18 protein-coding genes are annotated in these 19,937 nt (G+C 68.0%); 14 read left to right on the top strand and 4 right to left on the bottom strand.

Annotated elements, in window-relative coordinates:
* Positions 1-42: 42 nt before the first annotated feature.
* Entirely contained in the window at positions 43-1,248 is a 1,206-nt protein-coding gene (locus tag O9271_RS07435; RefSeq protein WP_298267797.1) for a hypothetical protein, read from the top strand.
* Positions 1,249-1,314: 66 nt separating this feature from the next.
* A complete protein-coding gene (locus O9271_RS07430; RefSeq protein WP_298267795.1) occupies positions 1,315-2,475 on the top strand; it encodes a DEAD/DEAH box helicase in 1,161 nt (386 codons plus the stop codon).
* A 21-nt stretch (positions 2,476-2,496) separates the two neighbouring features.
* Here O9271_RS07430 and O9271_RS07425 read toward each other — a convergent pair whose 3' ends face one another.
* Positions 2,497-2,916 (bottom strand): hypothetical protein, encoded by a 420-nt coding sequence (locus O9271_RS07425; protein WP_298267794.1) that lies wholly within the window; start codon positions 2,914-2,916, stop codon positions 2,497-2,499.
* Positions 2,917-3,174: 258 nt separating this feature from the next.
* Between O9271_RS07425 and O9271_RS07420 the strand changes: the two genes are divergently transcribed.
* The 5 genes from O9271_RS07420 to O9271_RS07400 all read left to right on the top strand — a co-directional run bounded on the left by O9271_RS07420 (position 3,175) and on the right by O9271_RS07400 (position 9,851).
* Positions 3,175-4,254, top strand: coding sequence for an ATP-dependent 6-phosphofructokinase (locus tag O9271_RS07420; RefSeq protein WP_298267792.1), 1,080 nt, complete (start codon positions 3,175-3,177; stop codon positions 4,252-4,254).
* Between the two features lie 239 nt (positions 4,255-4,493).
* Positions 4,494-5,477 (top strand): hypothetical protein, encoded by a 984-nt coding sequence (locus O9271_RS07415; protein WP_298267790.1) that lies wholly within the window; start codon positions 4,494-4,496, stop codon positions 5,475-5,477.
* A 50-nt stretch (positions 5,478-5,527) separates the two neighbouring features.
* Complete coding sequence (locus tag O9271_RS07410) at positions 5,528-8,212, top strand: DEAD/DEAH box helicase (RefSeq protein ID WP_298267788.1); 2,685 nt, start codon at positions 5,528-5,530, stop codon at positions 8,210-8,212.
* Positions 8,213-8,433: 221 nt separating this feature from the next.
* Positions 8,434-9,051, top strand: coding sequence for a TetR/AcrR family transcriptional regulator (locus tag O9271_RS07405; protein ID WP_291262413.1), 618 nt, complete (start codon positions 8,434-8,436; stop codon positions 9,049-9,051).
* A gap of 110 nt (positions 9,052-9,161) precedes the next feature.
* The gene (locus tag O9271_RS07400; RefSeq protein ID WP_298267786.1) at positions 9,162-9,851 is read left to right on the top strand and encodes a sigma-70 family RNA polymerase sigma factor; all 690 of its coding nucleotides are present in this window, start codon (positions 9,162-9,164) and stop codon (positions 9,849-9,851) included.
* Positions 9,852-9,917: 66 nt separating this feature from the next.
* Here the strand turns inward: O9271_RS07400 and O9271_RS07395 are convergent, their stop codons facing one another.
* Positions 9,918-10,619 (bottom strand): hypothetical protein, encoded by a 702-nt coding sequence (locus O9271_RS07395; RefSeq protein ID WP_298267783.1) that lies wholly within the window; start codon positions 10,617-10,619, stop codon positions 9,918-9,920.
* Positions 10,620-10,647: 28 nt separating this feature from the next.
* Positions 10,648-11,301 (bottom strand): CGNR zinc finger domain-containing protein, encoded by a 654-nt coding sequence (locus tag O9271_RS07390; RefSeq protein WP_298267780.1) that lies wholly within the window; start codon positions 11,299-11,301, stop codon positions 10,648-10,650.
* 92 nt (positions 11,302-11,393) lie between these two features.
* On the opposite strand from O9271_RS07390, the gene yjjX reads away from it, so the two are divergent.
* Entirely contained in the window at positions 11,394-11,957 is a 564-nt protein-coding gene (gene yjjX, locus O9271_RS07385; RefSeq protein ID WP_298267779.1) for an inosine/xanthosine triphosphatase, read from the top strand.
* A 19-nt stretch (positions 11,958-11,976) separates the two neighbouring features.
* Here the strand turns inward: yjjX and O9271_RS07380 are convergent, their stop codons facing one another.
* Entirely contained in the window at positions 11,977-12,903 is a 927-nt protein-coding gene (locus tag O9271_RS07380) for a universal stress protein (RefSeq protein WP_298267777.1), read from the bottom strand.
* Between the two features lie 139 nt (positions 12,904-13,042).
* Here O9271_RS07380 and O9271_RS07375 point away from each other — a divergent pair, with 139 nt between their 5' ends.
* From O9271_RS07375 to O9271_RS07350, 6 genes are all read left to right on the top strand, one after another.
* Positions 13,043-14,326 (top strand): 4-hydroxy-3-methylbut-2-enyl diphosphate reductase, encoded by a 1,284-nt coding sequence (locus tag O9271_RS07375; protein WP_298267775.1) that lies wholly within the window; start codon positions 13,043-13,045, stop codon positions 14,324-14,326.
* Between the two features lie 96 nt (positions 14,327-14,422).
* Complete coding sequence (locus O9271_RS07370; RefSeq protein WP_298267773.1) at positions 14,423-15,115, top strand: dienelactone hydrolase family protein; 693 nt, start codon at positions 14,423-14,425, stop codon at positions 15,113-15,115.
* A 2-nt stretch (positions 15,116-15,117) separates the two neighbouring features.
* Positions 15,118-16,662 carry a 5'-nucleotidase C-terminal domain-containing protein gene (locus tag O9271_RS07365; RefSeq protein ID WP_298267771.1) on the top strand — a complete coding sequence of 515 codons (1,545 nt, stop codon included), beginning with the start codon at positions 15,118-15,120 and terminating at the stop codon, positions 16,660-16,662.
* Positions 16,663-16,719: 57 nt separating this feature from the next.
* A complete protein-coding gene (locus O9271_RS07360) occupies positions 16,720-17,532 on the top strand; it encodes an SDR family oxidoreductase (RefSeq protein ID WP_298267769.1) in 813 nt (270 codons plus the stop codon).
* Complete coding sequence (locus tag O9271_RS07355; RefSeq protein ID WP_298267767.1) at positions 17,529-18,788, top strand: acyl-CoA dehydrogenase family protein; 1,260 nt, start codon at positions 17,529-17,531, stop codon at positions 18,786-18,788. Before O9271_RS07360 ends, O9271_RS07355 begins: the two co-directional genes overlap by 4 nt.
* Before the next feature lie 14 nt (positions 18,789-18,802).
* Positions 18,803-19,882 (top strand): phosphotransferase family protein, encoded by a 1,080-nt coding sequence (locus O9271_RS07350; protein WP_298267765.1) that lies wholly within the window; start codon positions 18,803-18,805, stop codon positions 19,880-19,882.
* The last annotated feature ends 55 nt before the right edge of the window (positions 19,883-19,937 follow it).

The following is a 19,937-nucleotide window of genomic DNA, read 5'->3' as shown; positions in this document are numbered from 1 at the left end:
GCCTCTGGCGGACCCGCGAAATGCACGTACAATTGCGGAATTGTGACGATTCCCCCCTCCCCGATGCCACCGGCCGGCAGTGATGCGATTCTGGTTCCGGGCGAATTGACGGTACCGCGGCCGGTGTTCGTGCCGCCTCCGCCGCCACCGATGCCGGTGACCGTACCGATTTCGTGGCTGCTGGTGAATGGGTCGCCGGCGGTGCAACTCCGTGCCTGGCGAGATGTTGCCCTGCAGCGCCCGCCTGCGGGGCGCTGGGGGGTGCTGCCGTACGCGAGCCGAGCCGGGTGGTATCTGCTGGGGACCCAGGACCACGACGGCACGTGGCCGGGTGGCATGCTGGCGGTACCCACGGGTACGTCGCTGCAGGGGGTGGGCACCATTCCCGCGTTTCGGCGTCTGCTCGAATTGGGGTGGGATGTGGACGCCCCGGGGATGGCGGCAACCCGACGGCTGCTGTTCCGGCTGCTGGCCGAAGACACCGACCCCACCCTGCTGGCCGAGTTGCGTCCGGCGGACGACAACGACGAGCTGGTGCGCCGGGGGCGTCTCTTGCTGCGCGAGGCGGCGGCGGCGGCGCTGGCGCACGCCGGATTCGAGGCGGACCCTCGGTTGCGGGGGGCGGCACGCCGGCTCATTGACCGGGTGCACGGGTTCCTCACGTCACCGCAGGCGCAGAAGCCCTGGGTACGGATCGGCAACCAGCACGTGCTTCCACCGGAGGTGGCGATGCCGTCGTTCCACCTGCTGGTGATGCTGAGCTACATGCCGCAGTTCTGCAGCGAGCACTATCACTTCATGGATCTGCTCTTCAAGTGGCTCACGCAGCCGTGGCCACGGCAGGTCCCGATGCAGCAGGTTGGGGAGCATGTGGTCGAGCAGTCGCACTACGTGCTGGGGGATTTCCTGACCACGCGCAGCGCACTCGACGGGGACATGCCCAGCGCGCTGGCGTGGCTGGAAGCCGTCGCCCGACTGGGGTGGCTGCCCAGGCAGGAGGGGTGGGTGAAGCTGCTCGACCGCACGCTCGATGACCGCAAGCGCGGGGTGTGGACGCCGCCGCGGTCGGTGGTCATGCCGGCGCAGGTCCCGGTATGGTCGTGGCCGGTCCTGCCGCTGCACGATGCTGCGGCCGAGTCCGCTGGTGAGGCGGGAGCAGGCCGCGATGCCGCGGGGCTGTCGGCCGACGTTACCTTCCGTTTGGGCCTTGTGGCGAGACTCGCTGGCCGCACGATCGAGCTGGGGTGATCGTCCCCCGGCGTGTGGTGTTCGTCCCCACCTGCCGAGCGAGGGTGTTATCTTTCTCGGCTATACATGACAGTCATCGATCCTGATACGCTTGTCGGCGATGTGACCTTCGCCGATCTGGGGCTGGCGCAGCCCCTGTTGGATGCCCTGCACGAGGCCGGGTATGAGCGCCCCACACCCATCCAGCGTGAAGCCATTCCCCTGGCACTGACGGGGCGCGACCTCATTGGTCTGGCGCAGACCGGCACCGGCAAGACCGCCAGCTTCACGCTGCCGGTGGTGCATCGGCTCATTGGCGGACCGCGGCGAACCCGTGTGCTGGTGCTGACCCCCACCCGCGAGCTGTGTCTGCAGGTGGAAGAGAGTGTGCGGAAGTACTCCCAGTACGCGCCGGTGGATGTGATTCCGGTGTACGGCGGGGTGGGGTACGAGCCGCAGGAGCGCGCCTTGCGCAACGGCGTGGACGTGGTGGTGGCCACCCCCGGCCGCCTGCTCGATCACCTCGAGAAGCGCAACGTGGACTTCACGTATCTCGAGACGCTGGTGCTCGACGAGGCGGACCGCATGCTCGACATGGGGTTTGCGCCGCAGATCAATCGCATCGTGGACCAGATTCCGCGCTATCGGCAGACGTTGCTCTTTTCGGCGACGATGCCGCCGGAAGTGGAGGCGCTGGGGCGCAAGTATCTGCGCAAGCCGGTGGTGGTGCAGGTGGGGCGGCGTTCGAGTGCCGCGACGACGGTGACGCACGCCGTGTATCCGGTGCCGCGGCACCGGAAGAACGACCTGCTCGTGCACCTGCTCACGAAGGATGACCACGACTCGGTGCTGGTGTTCACGCGCACGAAGAGCGGCGCCGACCGGGTGGTGCGCGATCTCGAGCGTGCCGGGGTGAAGGCGGGTGCGATGCACGCCGACAAGTCGCAGCGCGAGCGCATGGCCGCATTGGAGGATTTCAAGAGCGGCAAGCTGCGGGTGCTGGTGGCCACGGACATTGCCCAGCGCGGCCTCGACATCAGTGGCATCACGCACGTGATCAACTTCGACGTGCCGCAGCAGCCGGAGGACTACGTGCACCGGATCGGGCGCACCGGTCGCGCGGCGAGCACTGGCGATGCGTACACGTTCATGAGCGCCGAAGAGATCGGGATGGTACGCACGATCGAGCGCACCATCGGGCAGGAGATTCCGCGCGTGTCGGTACCGGGGTTCGATTTCGGTACGTGAGGGCGGGGCGGGTGTGGTGGGTCAGTGCCACTGCACGCGCCCGAGTCGCGAGATGGTAATGGTGTCGGCGCGCGCGCCGCGCGACAGGACAAGCCGGAGATTGGCGGCGCCCACACCCAGCCCGTTGGCCGCGTAGGCCATGGAGTCGCGGGTGGCGTGCAGCCGCACGCCACGGTCGGTGAAGTCGGCGCGGGCGACGGTATCCGTGCCGATATGGACCACCACCTGCTGGTGCCCGAAGTGCACGGCTGTGCGTTCGCCGGCCGACAGGGCGTGATCACGGGCGAGCCCCAGCAGCGCCGTGGCATCGCGTGACGCGGTTTCCACGGCGGCGGCCTCCAGCAACGGGGCGCTGGTGGTCATGGCGATGAGCGCCAGGATGGCAAGCAGGGTGATAACGAGGAGTTGCTCGAGGAGCGTGGTGCCGGGGCGGGAGGGCATCGGAGTGCGGTGTGATCGGATTGATCGACTTGTCGGACATTGGATGTCCGATGAATGCCGGAGGTCGGAGGTGGGACGGTTGTCGGAGGGCGGAGGACGGATGGTTCGGCTGCGACGGGAAGATGGCATGGCCAGCGGGAGGGGCCGTTACCGAAAAACGGCCGATAGGGCCACTTAAACGCGCCACCCCCTTCCCTCCATTTCGGGTCCCGAGGGTACATTTGTGCACCTTCCCACACCCACGTCATTTTCAGAAACATGCGGATTGCCATTTCCACCGGTGGCGGTGACGCCCCGGGCCTGAACGCGGTCATTCGGGCCGCGGTCCTTTCGGCGCGTACCCGTGGCTGGGACGTGCTAGGCATCAAGCGCGGGTTTGCCGGTCTGCTTGGCGAGGACGAGATCGTCCCCCTCACGGTGGACAGTGTTCGTGGCATCGCGGGCCAGGGCGGCACGATCATCAAGACCACCAACCGCGGTAGCCCGTTTGCCTATCCCATTCAGCAGCCCGACGGCAGCTGGAAGAACATCGACCGTTCCGATGAGTTGGTGGAGAACGCCCGCAACCTGGGCATCGAAGCCATCATCTCCATTGGTGGCGACGGCTCGCTCAAGATCGCGCAGCAGCTGCAGGCCAAGGGGGTGCGCGTGGTGAGTGTGCCCAAGACGATCGACAACGACGTGGCGGGGACAATTACCACATTCGGGTTCGACACCGCCGTGAACACGGCGATGGAGGCGATCGACAAGCTGCACACGACGGCCGAGTCGCACGATCGCGTGATGGTGCTGGAGGTGATGGGGCGCGAAGCCGGCTTCATTGCCCTGCATGCCGGCGTGGCGGGTACCGCCGACGTGATCCTGATTCCCGAGATCGAGTGGGAGCTGGAGAAGGTGTGCGACAAGATCATGGCGCGCGACGCGAGCGGAAAGCGCTTCAGCATCGTGGTGGTGGCCGAGGGGTCGAAGCCGAAGGGGGGCAACGAGTCGATCATCGGCGCCTCGCTCCCCGGGCAGGACCGTCGCCTTGGCGGCATCGCGGAGCGGCTGGGGTACGATATCCAGCGGGTCACCGGGAAGGAGACGCGCTCGATGGTGCTGGGGCACCTGCAGCGCGGCGGGTCCCCCACGGGGTACGACCGGCTGCTTGCCACCCGCTTTGGTGCCGCGGCGGTGCAGGCGGTGGCGGACAAGAAGTGGGGGCACATGGTGGCGCTGCAGTCGCCGCACCTGGTGACGCTTCCCATTGAAGAGGTGCTGCGCGAAACGAAGCGGGTGGATCCCAAGCATGACATCGTGCAGACGGCGCGCATGATCGGGATCAGCTTCGGGGACTGAACGGAGGACACCTGCTGTCCCCCCGCTCGGACACCCCCGTGCCGTTGCGGACCCTCCCCCTGTCGGGAGGGTACTGATCTGCCGATACTTAGCGATGTCGGCCGATGACGCCGGCGCTGGCATGTACCCTGCCCCTGCTACCGGCAGGAGGACGGACGGCGGCTCACCGTGAGCGGCTGCCGGTCTCCGCTGGAGGATGTGCCCCGATGTTCTCACCCACTCGCATTTCGAACACGTCCGTGTCTGCTCCGTGGCGCCTGCTGGTGGCGGCCTCGGCGCTGGCGCTGGCGTTGCCGTTGGCGCAGGCGTCTGCCCAGTCGCGCGACCGGGACAAGGATCGTGAGAGCGACAAGACCGGTGTGCCGCGGGAGTTCCTGCCGCCCGCCGGGATGTGTCGTGTCTGGATCGATGGCGTGCCCGCGCAGCAGCAGCCGGCGCCCACCGACTGTGCGTCGGCGGTCCGCAACAAGCCGGCGAACGGTCGCGTGATTTACGGCGAGGACAAAGCCAAGGGGAAGAAGATTGACAACCTTCCCATCAAGAGCCTGCGCGGGATCGACCGGAAGGGTCCTCCGCTCATTCCGCCGGATCTGTCGCTCGCCGACGGCCGCGCGCGGGATGCCTGGGAAGCAAAGAAGATCACCGACGAACAGCTCCACGGCGATCGGCCGGCGTCCACTACGCCGGCTTCTTTGTATCCGGGAGGGGGACCGTTACAGCCCGGGATGGCAGGGTCATATGGTGGGTATGTCACCCCGGGCGGCGTCGTGGTGCCGGGCGGCCTGAACGATCCGCGCTACTTCGCGCCAAACACCCCGCCACCGGGCCGTGGCAGTGCGAGCTGCCTCGACCGCGACGGCGACGGCTGGTGCGATGATCAGCGCTTCGGCCCGCCAGTATGCGTGGATCGCGACAAGGACGGCCGGTGTGATGACCTGCCGGAGTTCGCCGCGCAGGCCTACCCGCAGACGCTGCCGAGCATGCGCAGTGCGCTGGACGTGGTGCAGGGGCGGCCGAGCACCGAGATCATGCAGTGGCTGGGGACGAACGAGTTTGTGCTGCGCATCCCCGACCAGGGGCGAGGCGGGGTGCCGTGGCGCGCCATCTTTCTCGACGTGAACAGCGAACTGCTGCAGGTGTGGACGGATGTGAACCGCGACGGCCGGGCCGATCGCGTGGAGGTCTTCCGCGGCGGGCAACGGGTGAAGCTGATTCAGCGGTGAGCGGGCGCCGGCGTCGTCCGAGCCCAGCCCCTGACAAGTAGATTGCGGTGGTGAGACAGACCACCGACCGCTTCCTGCCCCCCGACCGCGAGACCTATCTCGCGTCGAAGCCCGCCACCGGCCGCATCATCGTCATCGCGCCCACGCGCGCGGCGTGCGAAACGATCGAGCTGGCCGTGGGACTGCACCTCGACACGTTCCTCGAGCGCACCCGCGGCGACGATCTCCGGCGGCTCGCCGCAAGCGGCCAGGGGTTCGGCATCGTTGCCGGCACCGGCACCGGCAAGACCCTCGCCATCCGCCCCATCGCCGAAACCATCCTCGGCACCACCGACCTCCGGGTCGGCGTGGTGAACCGCGAGCGCGAAGCCACTCCGGACACCCCCTCCTGGAACGTGGTGGTGGTGACCACCGGCATCGCGCGGCGCTGGTTTCAGGATGGCGACATCCTACCCACCGACACCCTGGTCGTAGACGAGATCCATCAGACCAGCGCCGAGCTCGAGCTCTGCCTCGCCCTCGGCAAGCGCGTGGGGTGCCGCTATATCTGGCTCTCCGCCACCGTCGATCCCACGTTCTACGCGCGCTATCTCGAAAGCGCCGACGTGCTCAAGGTGTCCGCCTTCGACGCGACCAAGGCAGCCAAGGTGGAGGTGGAGCGCAAGCAACCGCTCGCCTTTCTCGATGATCGCTTCCTGCAGAAGCTCGCCCGCAGCGAGCGCGGCGTGGCGATCTTCCTCCCCACGCGGGCCGGCGTGGAGGAAGCGGCGGAGTGGGTGCGGCATCGATTCCCGCGCATCACCGCCGCGCACTATCACGGTGGCGAGCCCATTCGCGTCATCCGCCCGTTTCTCGAGGGCGTGGTACCCAAACCCTTCTTCCTGGCCATGACGGCAGCGGGGCAGAGCGCACTCAATGTGCCGGGGCTCGACACCGTCATCATCGACGACACGCGCTTTACCAACCTCATCGATCGCGGGCGCAACGTCCTCACGCGCGTGCACCTCGGCGCCAACGAGATCCTGCAGATGGCGGGGCGCGTGCACGGCCGCGTGGAAGGCGGACGCGTGTACATCCTGAGCGATCGTGACATCCGCTTCGAGGCGTTGCGCCCGACCGAACCCGAATTCCAGCTGGCGGGCGACAGCGAGCGGGTCGCGCTCACCTGCGCCGACCTCGGTGTGCGGGCCGATGCGCTCGACCTGCCGGTGCCCCTCGATCGCGCCGCCTACCGGAAGGCGGTCGCGCTGCTGGAGGCGCGCGGGCTCATCGAGAACGGTCGTCTGACCGCGTACGGCCGTGCGGTGGAGAAGCTCCCCGTGGAGCGCGCCTGGGGGGAACTCATCGTCAATGGTGACGACGAGCTGCTCCCCGCGCTGGCGGTAATGAGCGGCGTGGACAGCCTTCATCGCATGACGCGCGAAGGGCGCGATCTCGAGGGGCTGGTGGTCCGAGGCAGCGATCATCTCACCGCGTACAACCTGTACGCGGAAGCGTTTCGCGTGGCTGGCTATATCGGTGAAGTATACGGGCTGCCCCGTCACCTTTTCGAGGCGGAGCGCATTGCCCATTGGGCCGAGCAGCGCGGGGTCCTGGTGAAGGCGCTCGAGGACGCGGCGCTGGCCATGGCCAGCGTGTATCGCAGCGTGGGGATGCCGTTGCCGCAGACCCTGCCCATTGCGGGCGCCGCGATGCATCGCCGCTTTGCCGAGCTGCTCGCCCGCTACATGCCCTTCGATCTCGTCATCGAGGAGGAAACGGTGGATGGGCACGAAGCGCGCGTCTCCAAGACGAGCGTGTGCGGATCGTGGGGCGCGGTGGCCGGGTCGCTGCGGTACTTTGCCGACCGTCATGGCATTCCGCGCGCCGCCATTGAAGGGACACAGCTGTCGATGGACCTCGTGCGTCAGCATGCACAGCGGCACGAGCCCGAGTTGGCGCTCGACCCCGAGCGCAAGCACAGTCCGGTGCTGCTGCGGCGGCGTGTGACCTACTTTGGCTTCGAACTCTCGCGTGAGAGCGAGCCATTGCCGGTTTTCCCCGACGCACTGGCGGCCGCGGCGCGCCATCTGCTGGCGGAGGCGGCCGCGCGCGGCGAACTCCGCCACACCGCTGTGCGTCGCAACCAGCCCATCGTGGAGGAGATTCGCGAAGTCTGGCGGCGCCTCGGTGGCATCACCCCGCGCCTGGGGCAGGCAGAGCTCACGACCTGGTATGCACAGCGCATGGGTGATGCGCGCAGCTGGGAGGACATTCGCGCCATTCCCCTGCTGCTCGACCGCCGGGACTTCCTGAACGACGCGCAGATTGCCGCCGCGCGCGCGCTGCCGGGTGCCGTGGAGATTCGCGACCGCACGGTGGGCATCGACTACGATGTGGAGGAGCTCGACGGCGGGCGCGTACCGGTGGCGCGACTGCGACTGCCAGAGAAGCTCGCCCGCACGCTGGTGCTGGAAGAACTGCCGGTCCTCGATCGTGCCTTGCGCTTCGTGGTGCCGCGCGGCCAGCGCGGTGCCGTGCGTGCCGACGATCTGCTGGCGTTGCAGGACAAGCTCGACCTTCCCTTCACCGACGAGGAGCGGGCGGCCCATGACGCACGCGTGCGTGGAGGGGTGGAGCGAGGAAGGCGCGGGGAGAGCCGCGGGGAGAGCCGCGGCGGAAAGCCGGGCGGGGGGCCGCGCGGTGGTGGGCGCCCGGGCAAGGGTGGACGGCACCCGGGGCGGCGGCGGCGATAGTGCAGGTGCGGTTGGTGGGCGGCTCCCGGGGGTGGCGTCTGGTGACCGGACGGGTGCACGGCGGCTAGGACCGATCGGTCCTAAAACTTGGCTTCCCGGTGTTCCTCGAGGGGCATCCCGGGAGTGGTGGTATGGGTGTAATCTGTTGTTTTGTAATGGTTTACATTTCCGCAAAGGTGGCTCTTGCGTATTGGACCGCTTGGTCCTATCATACCGACACGATGTCAGACAGACGCACGCAGATCCTCGACGCCGCCGCCACGCTCATTTCTGAGCGGGGGTTCACGTCCACGTCGGTAGACGACGTGATCAAGGGGGCGAAGCTGAGTGGCAAGAGCCACTTCTATCACTACTTCAAGTCCAAGGAAGAGTTGGGCTATGAGGTGCTGAACCGGCAGTTCGAGCGGTTTGCGGAGCGTGGTCTGGCCATCCTGCGCGAGCCGATGATCGACCCGCTGGAACGGTTGAATCTGTTCATCGATGCGGTCGTGGCGCTCCAGTCGGAGAGCGGCGGCCGGCGGGGGTCGCCGTTCGGGAATCTGGCGGCGGAATTGGCCGATGCGCACGAGGGGTTTCGGGTGCGTATCGAGGCGGTGTTCGAGCGGTGGGCGAGTCAGATCCGTTCGCTACTGTGGGAGGCCCGTCCGCAGTTGCACGACGATGTCGATGCCGTGCGGCTGTCGCGGTTCATCATCGCGGCGCTGGAGGGGGCGGTGCTCATGACGCGGGTCAAGCGTGACCTGTCGGTGCTCGAAGGGATCGCGGCGGATCTCAAACGATTCATAGCGATGCATATCCGCGACGGCGCGGTCATGCAGCACAGCCGGAATCTCGAATAGGCCCTCTGCGGCCCACACGAGTACTTGTCGAGAACACGCGCGGGGGCATGTCGGTCCCCTCGGTGGCAGCATGACGCGACGGTCGCCGGAGCGGCCCTTGGAGACGGATCATGGTGAGCATGGACGAGCAGGCGATGGAGCAGGCAGTGGTGACACGCGACGTGCCGGAGGTGGCGAGCCGCGGCGACGTGTCGGCCTCGGCAGATCGTGCCGCGCGCCGCGCGCAGTTCGAGCGCGAGGCGCTCGTGCACCTCGACGCGTTGTACTCCTTCGCGCTCAAACTCGCGCGCTCGCGCGACGATGCCGAGGATCTCGTGTCCGACACGCTCCTGCGAGCGCTTGAGCGCTGGGAGCAGTACCATCTCGGCACCAATATCCGGGCGTGGCTCTTCACGATCCTCTACCACGTCTTCGTGAGCCGCAAGCGTCGCATCGACGCGCGCGAGGTGCAGCAGCCCGAGGACACCGAGGGTTGGGCGCTCTTCGAGGCGGTGGGGGAGGCCGATCCCGAGGGCAAGTTCTATGACTCGTTCCTCGACGAGGAGATCACGCGGGCCATCCGCTCGCTCCCCGAGGAGTATCGCTCGGCCGTGGTGCTGAGCGATCTGCAGGGGCTGCGCTACGCGGAGATCGCGAACGTACTGGGCGTCCCCGAGGGCACCGTGAAGTCGCGCCTGTTCCGTGGTCGGCGTCTCCTGCAGCGCAAGCTCGCCAACTACGCCGTCGAAATGGGCTACCTCAAGGAGTCGGTGGTACGCGCCGTCTTGGCCCCGTCGGTCACCACGCTCATGAGCGCGTAAGCACCGCAGCAACCGCTGTACCGCACGACCCACAACTCTTGACCCGAACTCGCGAAGCGGAACCGTTCAGTTCCGGAACCCGGGTTCGGGTTTCGAGCTTGTGGGACGCATGTCGGCGATTTCAGTGGCTTCTGCCGCCAGCGCCTCCAGGGCGCGCTCGACATTGCTGCTCCAGTGACTGAGCTGCTCGCGCAGCGTGGCGAGCTGCTGGCGCGCCGCCTGGGATTGCGCGGCTGCGTCATCGTGCATTACGGCGAGCTCCATCACCCGCTCCTGCATGACCTCCAGCTGGGCCACCGCTTCGTCGCGCACCCGCTCGGCACCTTCCAGCAACTCCTGCACGCCGGCTCGCGTGTGCGTCAGCAGCGTACACATGGCCCGCCACGCGTCACGCTCCAGTGTGAGCTGCTGCCGCGTGGCGGTGTCTTCGGCGAGGCGCTCGCGCAAGCGATGCAGCCGTTGCACGAGCGAGCCGTTGCCGTTCACGCTGGTCCCCGGTCCCAGCAGCGCCAGCGCCGCGTGCAACTCGCGGTCGAGTTCCACGTTGCGCCGCTGCTGCTCGTCACGCGCGGCGCGCGTTTCGTCGAGCGTGGCGAGCGCTTCCTGCAGCGCGCGCAACTCCACGGCAATGCGCCGCACGCCGCGCGCATCACCTTCGGCGACCAACCAGCGCAGCGACGCAACGAACCCACGCTCGAGTGACAGGTCGGGTGTCGGCGATGCCGTCACGGCATCGACCGCGCGCGAGGGGGTGCGCGGTGTCGTCATGACGGACGGGGCACGTGGAGGCTCGCCGTCACTTCGGTTCTCCGTGGCGCGCCCGGTGTCGCGCGGCCTTGGCGCGATTGCCGCAGGTACCCATGTCACACCAACGGCGGAGCCCGTTCTTGGTGCCATCGAGAAACACCCGATGGCATCGCGGGTCGGCGCAACGCCGTACGCGCGGCAGCTCGTCGCCAATGAGCGTGTCGGCCGCCGACTCGACGATGGGGATCATGAGACCGGCAAACGCATCACCCGTGGGGACAAAGCTCCGGACATAGCCCCCGTCGATCCCCGGGTCGAGCCGGCGGGTGCCGGCGCTGCGACCGAGCACGCGGTTGATCTCCACCACCGCGTCCTCGCGGACCTTGTCCTGCGTCTCTCCGCGCTCGGCCAGGGCCCGCAAGGCGGCGCGTACCCGTCGGGCGTCCACCAGCGTGGCCGCCGCGGCCGCGGGCTGCAACACGGCACGCCGACGGATTCCGGCTGCACGCTCGTCATCCACCGCAGCGTGCTCCTGCAGCCACCCGAGCAAGGCCTCGAAATCGCGCAACAGATCGCCCCCGGGCAATTGCGCGGCGGCGTCGGAATTGACGAAGTCGAGCCACAGGCGCGAGCGGGGAGGAACCGGCCCCGGCAGTCGGTCGCGCGCCGTGGCCCGCCTCGTATCGGTGGCGGAAGCAGGCATATGGTGGAGTCAGTTCGACAGAGGTTACTTGTCCACGTGCCTGCAAGCAAGCGGGTTGCCGGTTACTTCCTCACAATCCTGCTCCCAAGGTCATGCCGCTGCTGTCGCTTCACGACGTACACCAGGTCATCGTCGGGTCCGCCAACCCCGTGAAGATCGCGGCCGTGCGGGCCGTCCTGACGTCGGTGCTCCCTGAGGTCGTGGTGCGTGGGGTGGCGGTGCCGAGCGGGGTCCCCGATCAGCCGTTCGGCGACGAGGAGACGCAGCAGGGGGCGCGACAGCGGGCGTACGCCGCGCTCGCGGCCGCAGCGGACGCGTCGCTTGGGGTGGGGCTGGAGGGGGGCGTCGTGGCGCTCCCCGGCGGGCGGCTGCGCACCTGCGCCTGGGCCGTGGTGGTGGACCGCGACGGGCGCGAAGGCGTGGGCGGCTCGCTCAGCATGCCGCTGCCCGACCAGGTGGCGGCGCGCATCGGGCAGGGCGAGGAACTCGGACACGCCATGGACGCGGTGGCGCGCACCACGGGTACCAAGACGGGGCGAGGGGCCGTAGGCATCCTCACAGCCGGACTCGTCGACCGGCAGCGTGCCTACGAACCCATGGTGGCGTACGCGCTCGCCCCGTGGCTGGCGCCGGAGCTGTTTCTCCCGGCGCCCTAGCGGCGGCGACGCCCTGGCCCTACGACGCGTGCGGCGACGGGCGGTACACGAGCACTGGCTGGTGTGCGTGCCGCAGGACCTCGTCGGCGACGCTGCCCAGCACCAGCCGCTTGAAGCCGCCGCGTCCGTGCGTGGCCATCGCGATGGCGCCGCACGCGGCGTCCTCCGCCGCATCGAGAATCCCGCGCGGCACACTCATGTCGGTTATGGCGCGCACGGTGGTCCCCGGCGGACAGCTGGCTGCAATGCGCTGCAGATACTCCTCGCGCACGTGTTCCTCCGCACTCAGCGCGCTGTCATCGGCCAGCAGCGCCTCGGTGCCGAAGGGAGCCATGGAGATGGCATGCGGGACGGTCACCGCCACCAGATGCATGCGCAGGCCGGTGGCCTCGGCAAAAGTGCGCGCGTGCGGCAGGACGGCCTCGGCGAACTCGGAACCGTCGAGGGTGCACAGGAGCGTGCCCGAGGGGAGCGGCTGGTCGCCGTCCGGGTGTTCGCTCCCCGCGCCGCGCACGAGCAGGACCGGTACGGTGGCGCGCGTGAGGAACTCGGAGGCCACGCTGCCCAGACGCAGACGCGCGAATCCGCTGCGGCCGTGCGTGGTCATGATGACGAGGTCGGCGCCCACCGCCACGAGGTGCTCTTCGAGTGCTTCCACGATGGTCCCATCGAGCAGCACGCCGGTGGCCTTTACCCCCTGCTGCGTCAGGTGCGCCACGGCTATATCGAGCGCGTGCCGGTCGCGGTCCCGGTGGGCCTGCACGAGTTCCTGATCGTACACGGGAATGGCCACTTCACCGGGGACGAACGGGATGTACGCACTCGGGTCATGAACAATGGCCAGCTGCACGCTGGCGCCGGTACGTGCTGCCAGCGCGGCCGCTACCGGAAGGGCGCGGGCGCTGTGCGCCGAGCCGTCATAGGGCACAAGGATGGAAGTATACATGTCTTGAGGGTGCATGCGTGCGGCCGTTTCGGCCAGAGGGGAATCCCCGTCGTGATGTCACGGATTCGACGAAATGGTGCGTCTCGGGCGGGGACGGGCCGCCCCTCTCGTCCGTGCGGGGAACGACTAGATTTCCGTGATGGCCAACAGCACCCCTGAGACTGCACCGGCAGCGAGTCCGACCGCCGTGCCCGCCACGACCTACGTCCGCAAGGGTTTCGGCCTCAAGGCCGAGGTACAGGACACGCTCGCCGCCGACTATACCGGACATCTGGTGGACCTGCTGCGGGCGCGCGACTACGCGCTGACCGTTGGCGACACCACGATTCGTCTGGCGCGAGAGTTCGGCTTTTGCTACGGCGTGGAGCGCGCGGTCGATTACGCCTACCAGACGCGACTCAAGTTTCCGGAGAAGCGCATCTTCCTGGCCGGCGAGATCATCCACAATCCGCATGTCAACGATAAGCTGCGGGAGATGGGCGTGGTGTTCCTCGCGGCGAGTGGCAAGGGCTTCGACTACTCGCCCGTGGGGGCGCAGGACGTGGTCATCCTGCCGGCGTTCGGGGTGACCATCCAGGATTTCCAGACGCTGCGTGACCTGGGGTGCGTGATTGTGGATACCACCTGCGGGTCCGTGTTGAACGTGTGGAAGCGGGTGGAGGTGTATGCGCGCGACGGGTACACGTCGCTCATTCACGGCAAGTACTACCACGAAGAGACGCGGGCCACGGCATCGCAGGTGGAGAAGTACGCCAAGGGTCACTACCTGGTGGTACGTGACATGGCCGAGGCCGAGCTGGTGATGGACTACATCGAGGCGCGCGCGGGGCGTACACCGCCTCGGCCCGTGCTGTCACGGGAGGCGTTCCTCGACAGGTTCGCCGTGGCGGCGTCCGACGGTTTCGATCCCGATGTGCACCTCGACCGCATTGGGGTGGCCAACCAGACCACGATGCTGGCTCGCGAGTCGCTGGCCATCGGCGCGGCGGTGGGCGAGGCGATGGCCCGGGCGTACGGGGAGTCGCACAAAGCCGAGCATTTCCGCACGTTCGATACCATCTGCAGCGCCACGCAGGATCGCCAGGATGCGGTGCTGGAGCTGCTGCGCGAGCCCATCGACCTCATGGTGGTGGTGGGCGGATACAACTCCAGCAATACGATCTCCCTTGCCGCGTTGTGCGCCGAACAGGTGCCCACCTATCACATTGCGGATCCCGACGAAATCGATGTGGCGCTGAACGCCGTGCGCTACCGGCGTATCGCCAGGCACCATGCGGAGGACACGATGCAACCGTGGCTTGGCGTGACCGGGCCGTTGCGAGTGGGGATCACGGCCGGCGCAAGCACACCCAACAACAAGATCGGGCAGGCGGTGGCCCGGGTCTTCGCCATTCGCGGGATCGATCCGGCCGATGTGACCTGACGGACTGGCGATTGCAGGTCGGGGGGAGGAATTTGGCAAGATCCGCCTCCCGACTCCCTTCATCCGGCCTGCGCCATGTCCGAACTCCGTGGAACAATGATGCAGTTTCCTGCCGCGGGTGCCAACGCGCCCGCCGGCATGGCCGCCGGGTACCTGTCGCTCCCGCCATCAGGGATCGGGCCCGGAGTCATTCTGCTGCAGGAGTGGTGGGGGCTCGTCGACCACATCAAGCAGGTGGCCGATCGGCTGGCGACGGAAGGATACGTGGTGCTGGCACCGGATCTGTATCGCGGCGCATCCACCGGCAGCCCCGATGACGCCCAGCGTCTCATGATGGCGCTCGACCTGCCGTTTGCATCGCAGGCCATGGGTGGTGCCGCCGACTGGCTGCATGCGCACGAGGCAGTACACCCCAAGCGCGTGGGCGCCATGGGCTTCTGCATGGGGGGGCAGCTTGCCCTGTACGCGGCCACCGCCTACCCCGAGGCGATCGATGCGGTGGTGGACTTCTACGGCGTGTTCAATCCTCGGGTGCCGGTGAACCTGCGCCAACTGCGGGCGCCGGTGCTGGCGCATTTCGGCGTGCACGACCGCTCGATTCCTCGCGAGCAGGCGGAGCATCTGTTGCGGGACATCGCGCACGCCGGCGCCGACTGCGATGGATACTTCTACGAAGCGGGCCACGCGTTCTTCAACGATTCACGTCCGGCCGTGTATGATGCGTCGGCGGCGTCGCTGGCCTGGAACCGCACGCTGCAGTTCCTGCACTCCACGCTTGCCACGCACTGATCATGGCCCGCACGGTTACCGGTCTGCTCCTGTTGCTGCTTCTTGGCGCATGCCTCCGTACGCCGGCAGCCTCCACGACGGCGGGCCCCGCCGCGCCTGCCACCGTGCGCATGCTGCTGGTGAACGATGTATACGTGACCGACACGCTGCGCGACGGCTCGGGTGGGCTGGCGCGCGTGGCCGCGTTGCGTGACTCCATTGAAAGGGCAACAAACGCCAAGGTGCTGTTTGTACTCGCCGGGGATGTGCTTTCGCCGAGCGTGCTGGGGAAGTGGTACGGTGGCGCGCAGGTGGTGGACGGCTTCAATGCCGCACGGCTGGATCTGGCCACCCTGGGCAATCATGAGTTCGACAACCCGCGCGCCAACCTCGTGGCCCGACTCGGGGAGTCGAGGTTCCAGTGGCTGAGTGGCAACTGCGGTGAGGCAAACGGTACCGCCTTCCCCGGCGTGAAGGGGTGGGACACGGTGCGCGTGGGCGCCGTGAAGGTGGGCATCTTGGGGACCACGGTCGTGCGTGACTATCCCGGCTGGGTGCGCTGCCGCGATGCCGACAGCGCCACCACGGCGCTGGCGGACACGCTTGTGGCGCAGGGCGCGGCGCTCATCGTGGCGCTCACGCACCGCTTCATCTTCGAGGATGAGGCCACGCTCGCCAATGAACCGCGCATTCAGGCCATTCTGGGGGGACACGAGCATGATGGCCAACGCGTGGTGCGCGACGGTCGGCTGCTCGTGAAGGCGGTCTCCAACGCCCGGACGGCCGTGCTGGTCACCTTCACCCGCGAGGGGAGCGGCCCCTCCGCGCGCTGGCGCGTCGCTGATCAACGCTTCGCGCTGACGCGCGGTATGCGCGAGGATCCGGCCACGCTGGCCTCGGTGCAGCGCTGGCGCGATACCCTCACCCGGCGCATCGGCCCCGACCGGGTCCTCGGTATCGCCCCGGAGCCCATCAATGCCATTGACTCCGTCTCCAAGCGGGAGAGTCGCTTCGGCAACATGATCACCGATGGCATGCGTGCAGGCACCGGGGCCGACGTGGCGCTGATCAATTCCGGCGCCCTGCGTTTCGACGACATAATGGCCGCGGGACCGATTACCCGCCATCTCATTGAAGGGGTGTTTCTGTTCGCCGACGAAACACGGGCCGTGACCTTTCCGCTCACCGGGGCGCGCCTGCGTGAGATGCTGGAAACAGGGGTACGCCAGGGGGCACTGGGCGGCGGGGCCTATCCGCAGGTGAGCGGCGTACGATTCCGGATTGATGCCAGACGTCCAAGCGGAAGTCGGGTGGTGGGCGACCTCACCCGCGACGATGGACGGGTGATCGCGCCGGGCGATACCCTGCGCGTGACGTTCGTGACCTACCCGGCGTGCCGGTCCGGTGATGGGTATCGCATTCCCGAAGCGGTGGCCGCGTGCCAGCAAGTCGAGCGCCAGCCGTCATCGGCCCCGCGCACGGTCGATCTCGTCATCCAGCACCTCGAACGCATGAACGGGCGTATCGTGGCACCGCCACTCGGGCGTGTGACGCGTCTCGACCGGTAGCCGTCCCGAGTGCACATTCGGACACTCGCATTCCCTGGCTTTTCCCGTGCATTCCCCATGAGCTCCCATCACGAAGCACACGAGCCGTTGACGCCCCCCAGCGCCGACGCCATTTCCCGATTTCGGCTCGACGGTAAGGTGGCCATCGTGACCGGCGGAACACGCGGTATCGGCCTGTCGGTCGCGTGCACTCTGGCGCGCGCCGGCGCACGCGTGATGCTCTCGAGCCGCAAGGCCGACCACGTGGACAGCGCCGTGCGGGCGCTGCGCGCCGAAGGCCTCGAGGTACAGGGACTCGTGGCCAACATGGGCAAGCCCAGTGATGCGCACGAGCTGGCCGCGCGCACGGTCGAGCATTTCGATGGCATCGACATCATCGTGAACAACGCGGCGACGAACCCCATCTTCGGCCCCCTGCAGCAGGCCACGGCGGAGGCCTTCGACAAGATCTTCGACGTGAACGTGAAGGGGCCGTTCGAGCTGTGCAAGACGGCGCATTCGGTGATGGTGGAGCGCGGCGGTGGGGCCATCGTGAACGTGTCGAGCATTGGCGGGATCACGCCGGAGGCTGGACTTGGGCTCTACAGCATGAGCAAGTCGGCGCTCATTTCGCTGACCAAGGTCATGGCCCAGGAGTGGGGCGCCGACGGCATACGGGCCAACGCGATCTGCCCCGGGCTCATTCGTACGAAGTTCTCCGCGGCGCTGTGGCAGGATGGCGACATTGCCGACAAGGTGCTGGGGCATCAGCCGATCCGCCGCATTGGTGTTCCCGATGATGTGGCCGGTCTGACGCTCTTCCTGGCCTCGGACGCGTCGGCATACTGCACCGGCTCCGTGTACATGGTGGACGGCGGATACCTGTCATGAACGGACTGTCCTCACTGTCGGCCCTGCCCTTCACGCCAGCGGCCACGCAGGACCACCTGCTCGAGACAGCGCGGCGATTCGTACGCGAGGAGCTTGTCCCGCTCGAAGGGACCATGCTCACGCAGCCCTGGCACACCGCGGAGACAACCCTCAACGCCCTGCGCGAGCGGGCGCGCGACCTGGGATTGTGGGCGCCGTTCCTGCCGGCGGAGTATGGCGGTATCGGCATGCCACTCGAGGCGTTCGCGCAGCTGAGCGAAGTGCTGGGGTGGACGCCGTTCGGACACTACGTGTGCAACTGCCAGGCCCCCGATGTGGGCAACATGGAGCTGCTGCTGGCCTTCGGCACGGAGGCGCAGAAGCGGGAGTATCTGGAGCCGCTCGCGCGCGGCGACATCCGCAGCTGCTTTGCGATGACGGAGCCGGAGCACGCCGGATCGAATCCCGTGGTGCTGTCCACCACGGCGGTGCGCGACGAGACGCACTGGGTGATCAACGGCCACAAGTGGTTTACCAGCAGCGCCGACGGCGCGGCCTTCGCGGTGGTCATGGCGGTGACCGACGCCGACGAGACGCGGCGGCACTATCGCGCCAGCCAGATCATCGTGCCGCTGCCGAGCCCCGGCGTGCGCCGCGTGCGCAACATCTCGGTGATGGGGGAATCGGGGGGCGGGTGGGGGAGTCATGCCGAGCTGCGCTTCGAGGAAGTGCGTGTGCCGGTGGAGCAGCTCATCGGTCTGCAGGGGCATGGCTTCGCCCTCGCGCAGGAGCGGCTGGGGCCCGGTCGCATTCACCACTGCATGCGCTGGATCGGCATCTGCGAGCGCGCCTTCGATCTCATGTGCCGTCACGCGACCTCTCGCGAGCTGGCGCCCGGCGAGCTGCTGGCCAGCAAGCAGCAGGTGGAGTTCTGGATCGCCGAGTCCCGCATCGACATTCATGCGTCGCGGCTCATGGTGCTCGACGCCGCGCGCCGCATGGCCGCGCACGGTCAGGAAGCGGCGCGCGAGGAGATTGCGTACATCAAGGTGTTCGTGGCCAATACGCTGCAACGGGTGCTCGATCGTGCCATTCAGGTGCACGGGGCGCTGGGCATCACGGACGACACGCCACTGGCCTGGTGGTATCGCCATGAACGTGCGGCGCGCATCTACGACGGCGCCGACGAAGTGCACAAGTCGGTCATCGCACGCCGGGCCCTGCGGGCGTATGCCCCGCAGGGCCGCACGCCGCGCATGCCGGCCGCACCGCTTTAGCGCGGGTTGCGCTCGTGAGTGACGCGGCCATCCCGCCGCGCGACGACCGCGCGCTGCCGGTGGCGACACTGCACCGGTGGCTGACGGGTGCACTCCCTTCCCTCGTGTCCGGTGCCAGTACGATCACGCTGGAGCAGTTTCCGGCGGGTTTCTCCAACCTCACGTACCGGGTGGACGTGGACAGCGGCGGACGCACGCACTCGCTGGTCCTGCGGCGACCGCCGCCCGGGGTGGCGGGTGGCGTCGCACACGACATGGTGCGCGAATACGGCATTCTGGAGGCGCTGCAGGGAACCGGTGTTCCGGTCCCGACACCGCGGGCCTGCTGCGCCGACCCCGCCGTTATTGGCGCGCCGTTCTATGTGATGGAGCTGGTGGAGGGGCGCATTGTTCGCGGCTCACCACCGCGCGCCTGGGCGCGTGATGCGCAGGGGCTCGCGGTGCGCATGCGGCAGCTGTCGCACGCGTTCGCCACGACCCTGGCGGCGCTGCATACGGTACCCGTGCACGGCGCCCTCGCGTCGCTGGGGCGACCGCAGGGCTACGTCGCGCGCCAGGTGGAGGGGTGGGCCCGCCGCTGGACAGCGGCGCGTACGCACGACGTGCCAGCCATGGATCGGCTCGCGAGCTGGCTGGCCGCACACCAACCTGCCAGTGAGCGCGTCGCCCTGTTGCACAACGACTTCAAGATCGACAATCTCGTGCTCGACGACGAGGGCACCACCGTACGTGCCATTCTCGACTGGGAGATGGCCACCATCGGCGATCCGCTGCTCGACCTGGGCACGAGCCTCGCCTACTGGGTGGAGGCGGGCGATCCCCCCCTCTTCGCGGCACTCGGACTTGGCGTCACGGCACTGCCGGGCAGTCTGACGCGTCGTGAGCTCATCGAGGCCTACGGGCAGGCCGTGGGGGAGCCGGTGGTGAACGCCCGCTTCGCACTCTGTTTCGGACGATTCAAGGTGGCCGTGATTGCCCAGCAGATCTATGCGCGCTACCGCCAGGGGCACACTACCGACCAACGGTTCGCGATGCTGGGTGACGTCGTGCAGGCCCTCGCCACGCTGGCGGAGCAGGAGCTGGAGGGGCGCTGACGCAGCCGGTGATTGCGGTGGAAGGCGCGGGAAGGCAGAATCGTGTGTTCCCCTC

Origin of the sequence: Gemmatimonas sp. (assembly GCF_027531815.1) — a bacterium.
In the GTDB taxonomy this organism is placed as follows: Bacteria; Gemmatimonadota; Gemmatimonadetes; order Gemmatimonadales; family Gemmatimonadaceae; genus Gemmatimonas.
The sequence above is the reverse complement of the archived record's forward strand: the minus strand, read 5'-3'. Positions and strand labels throughout refer to the sequence as shown.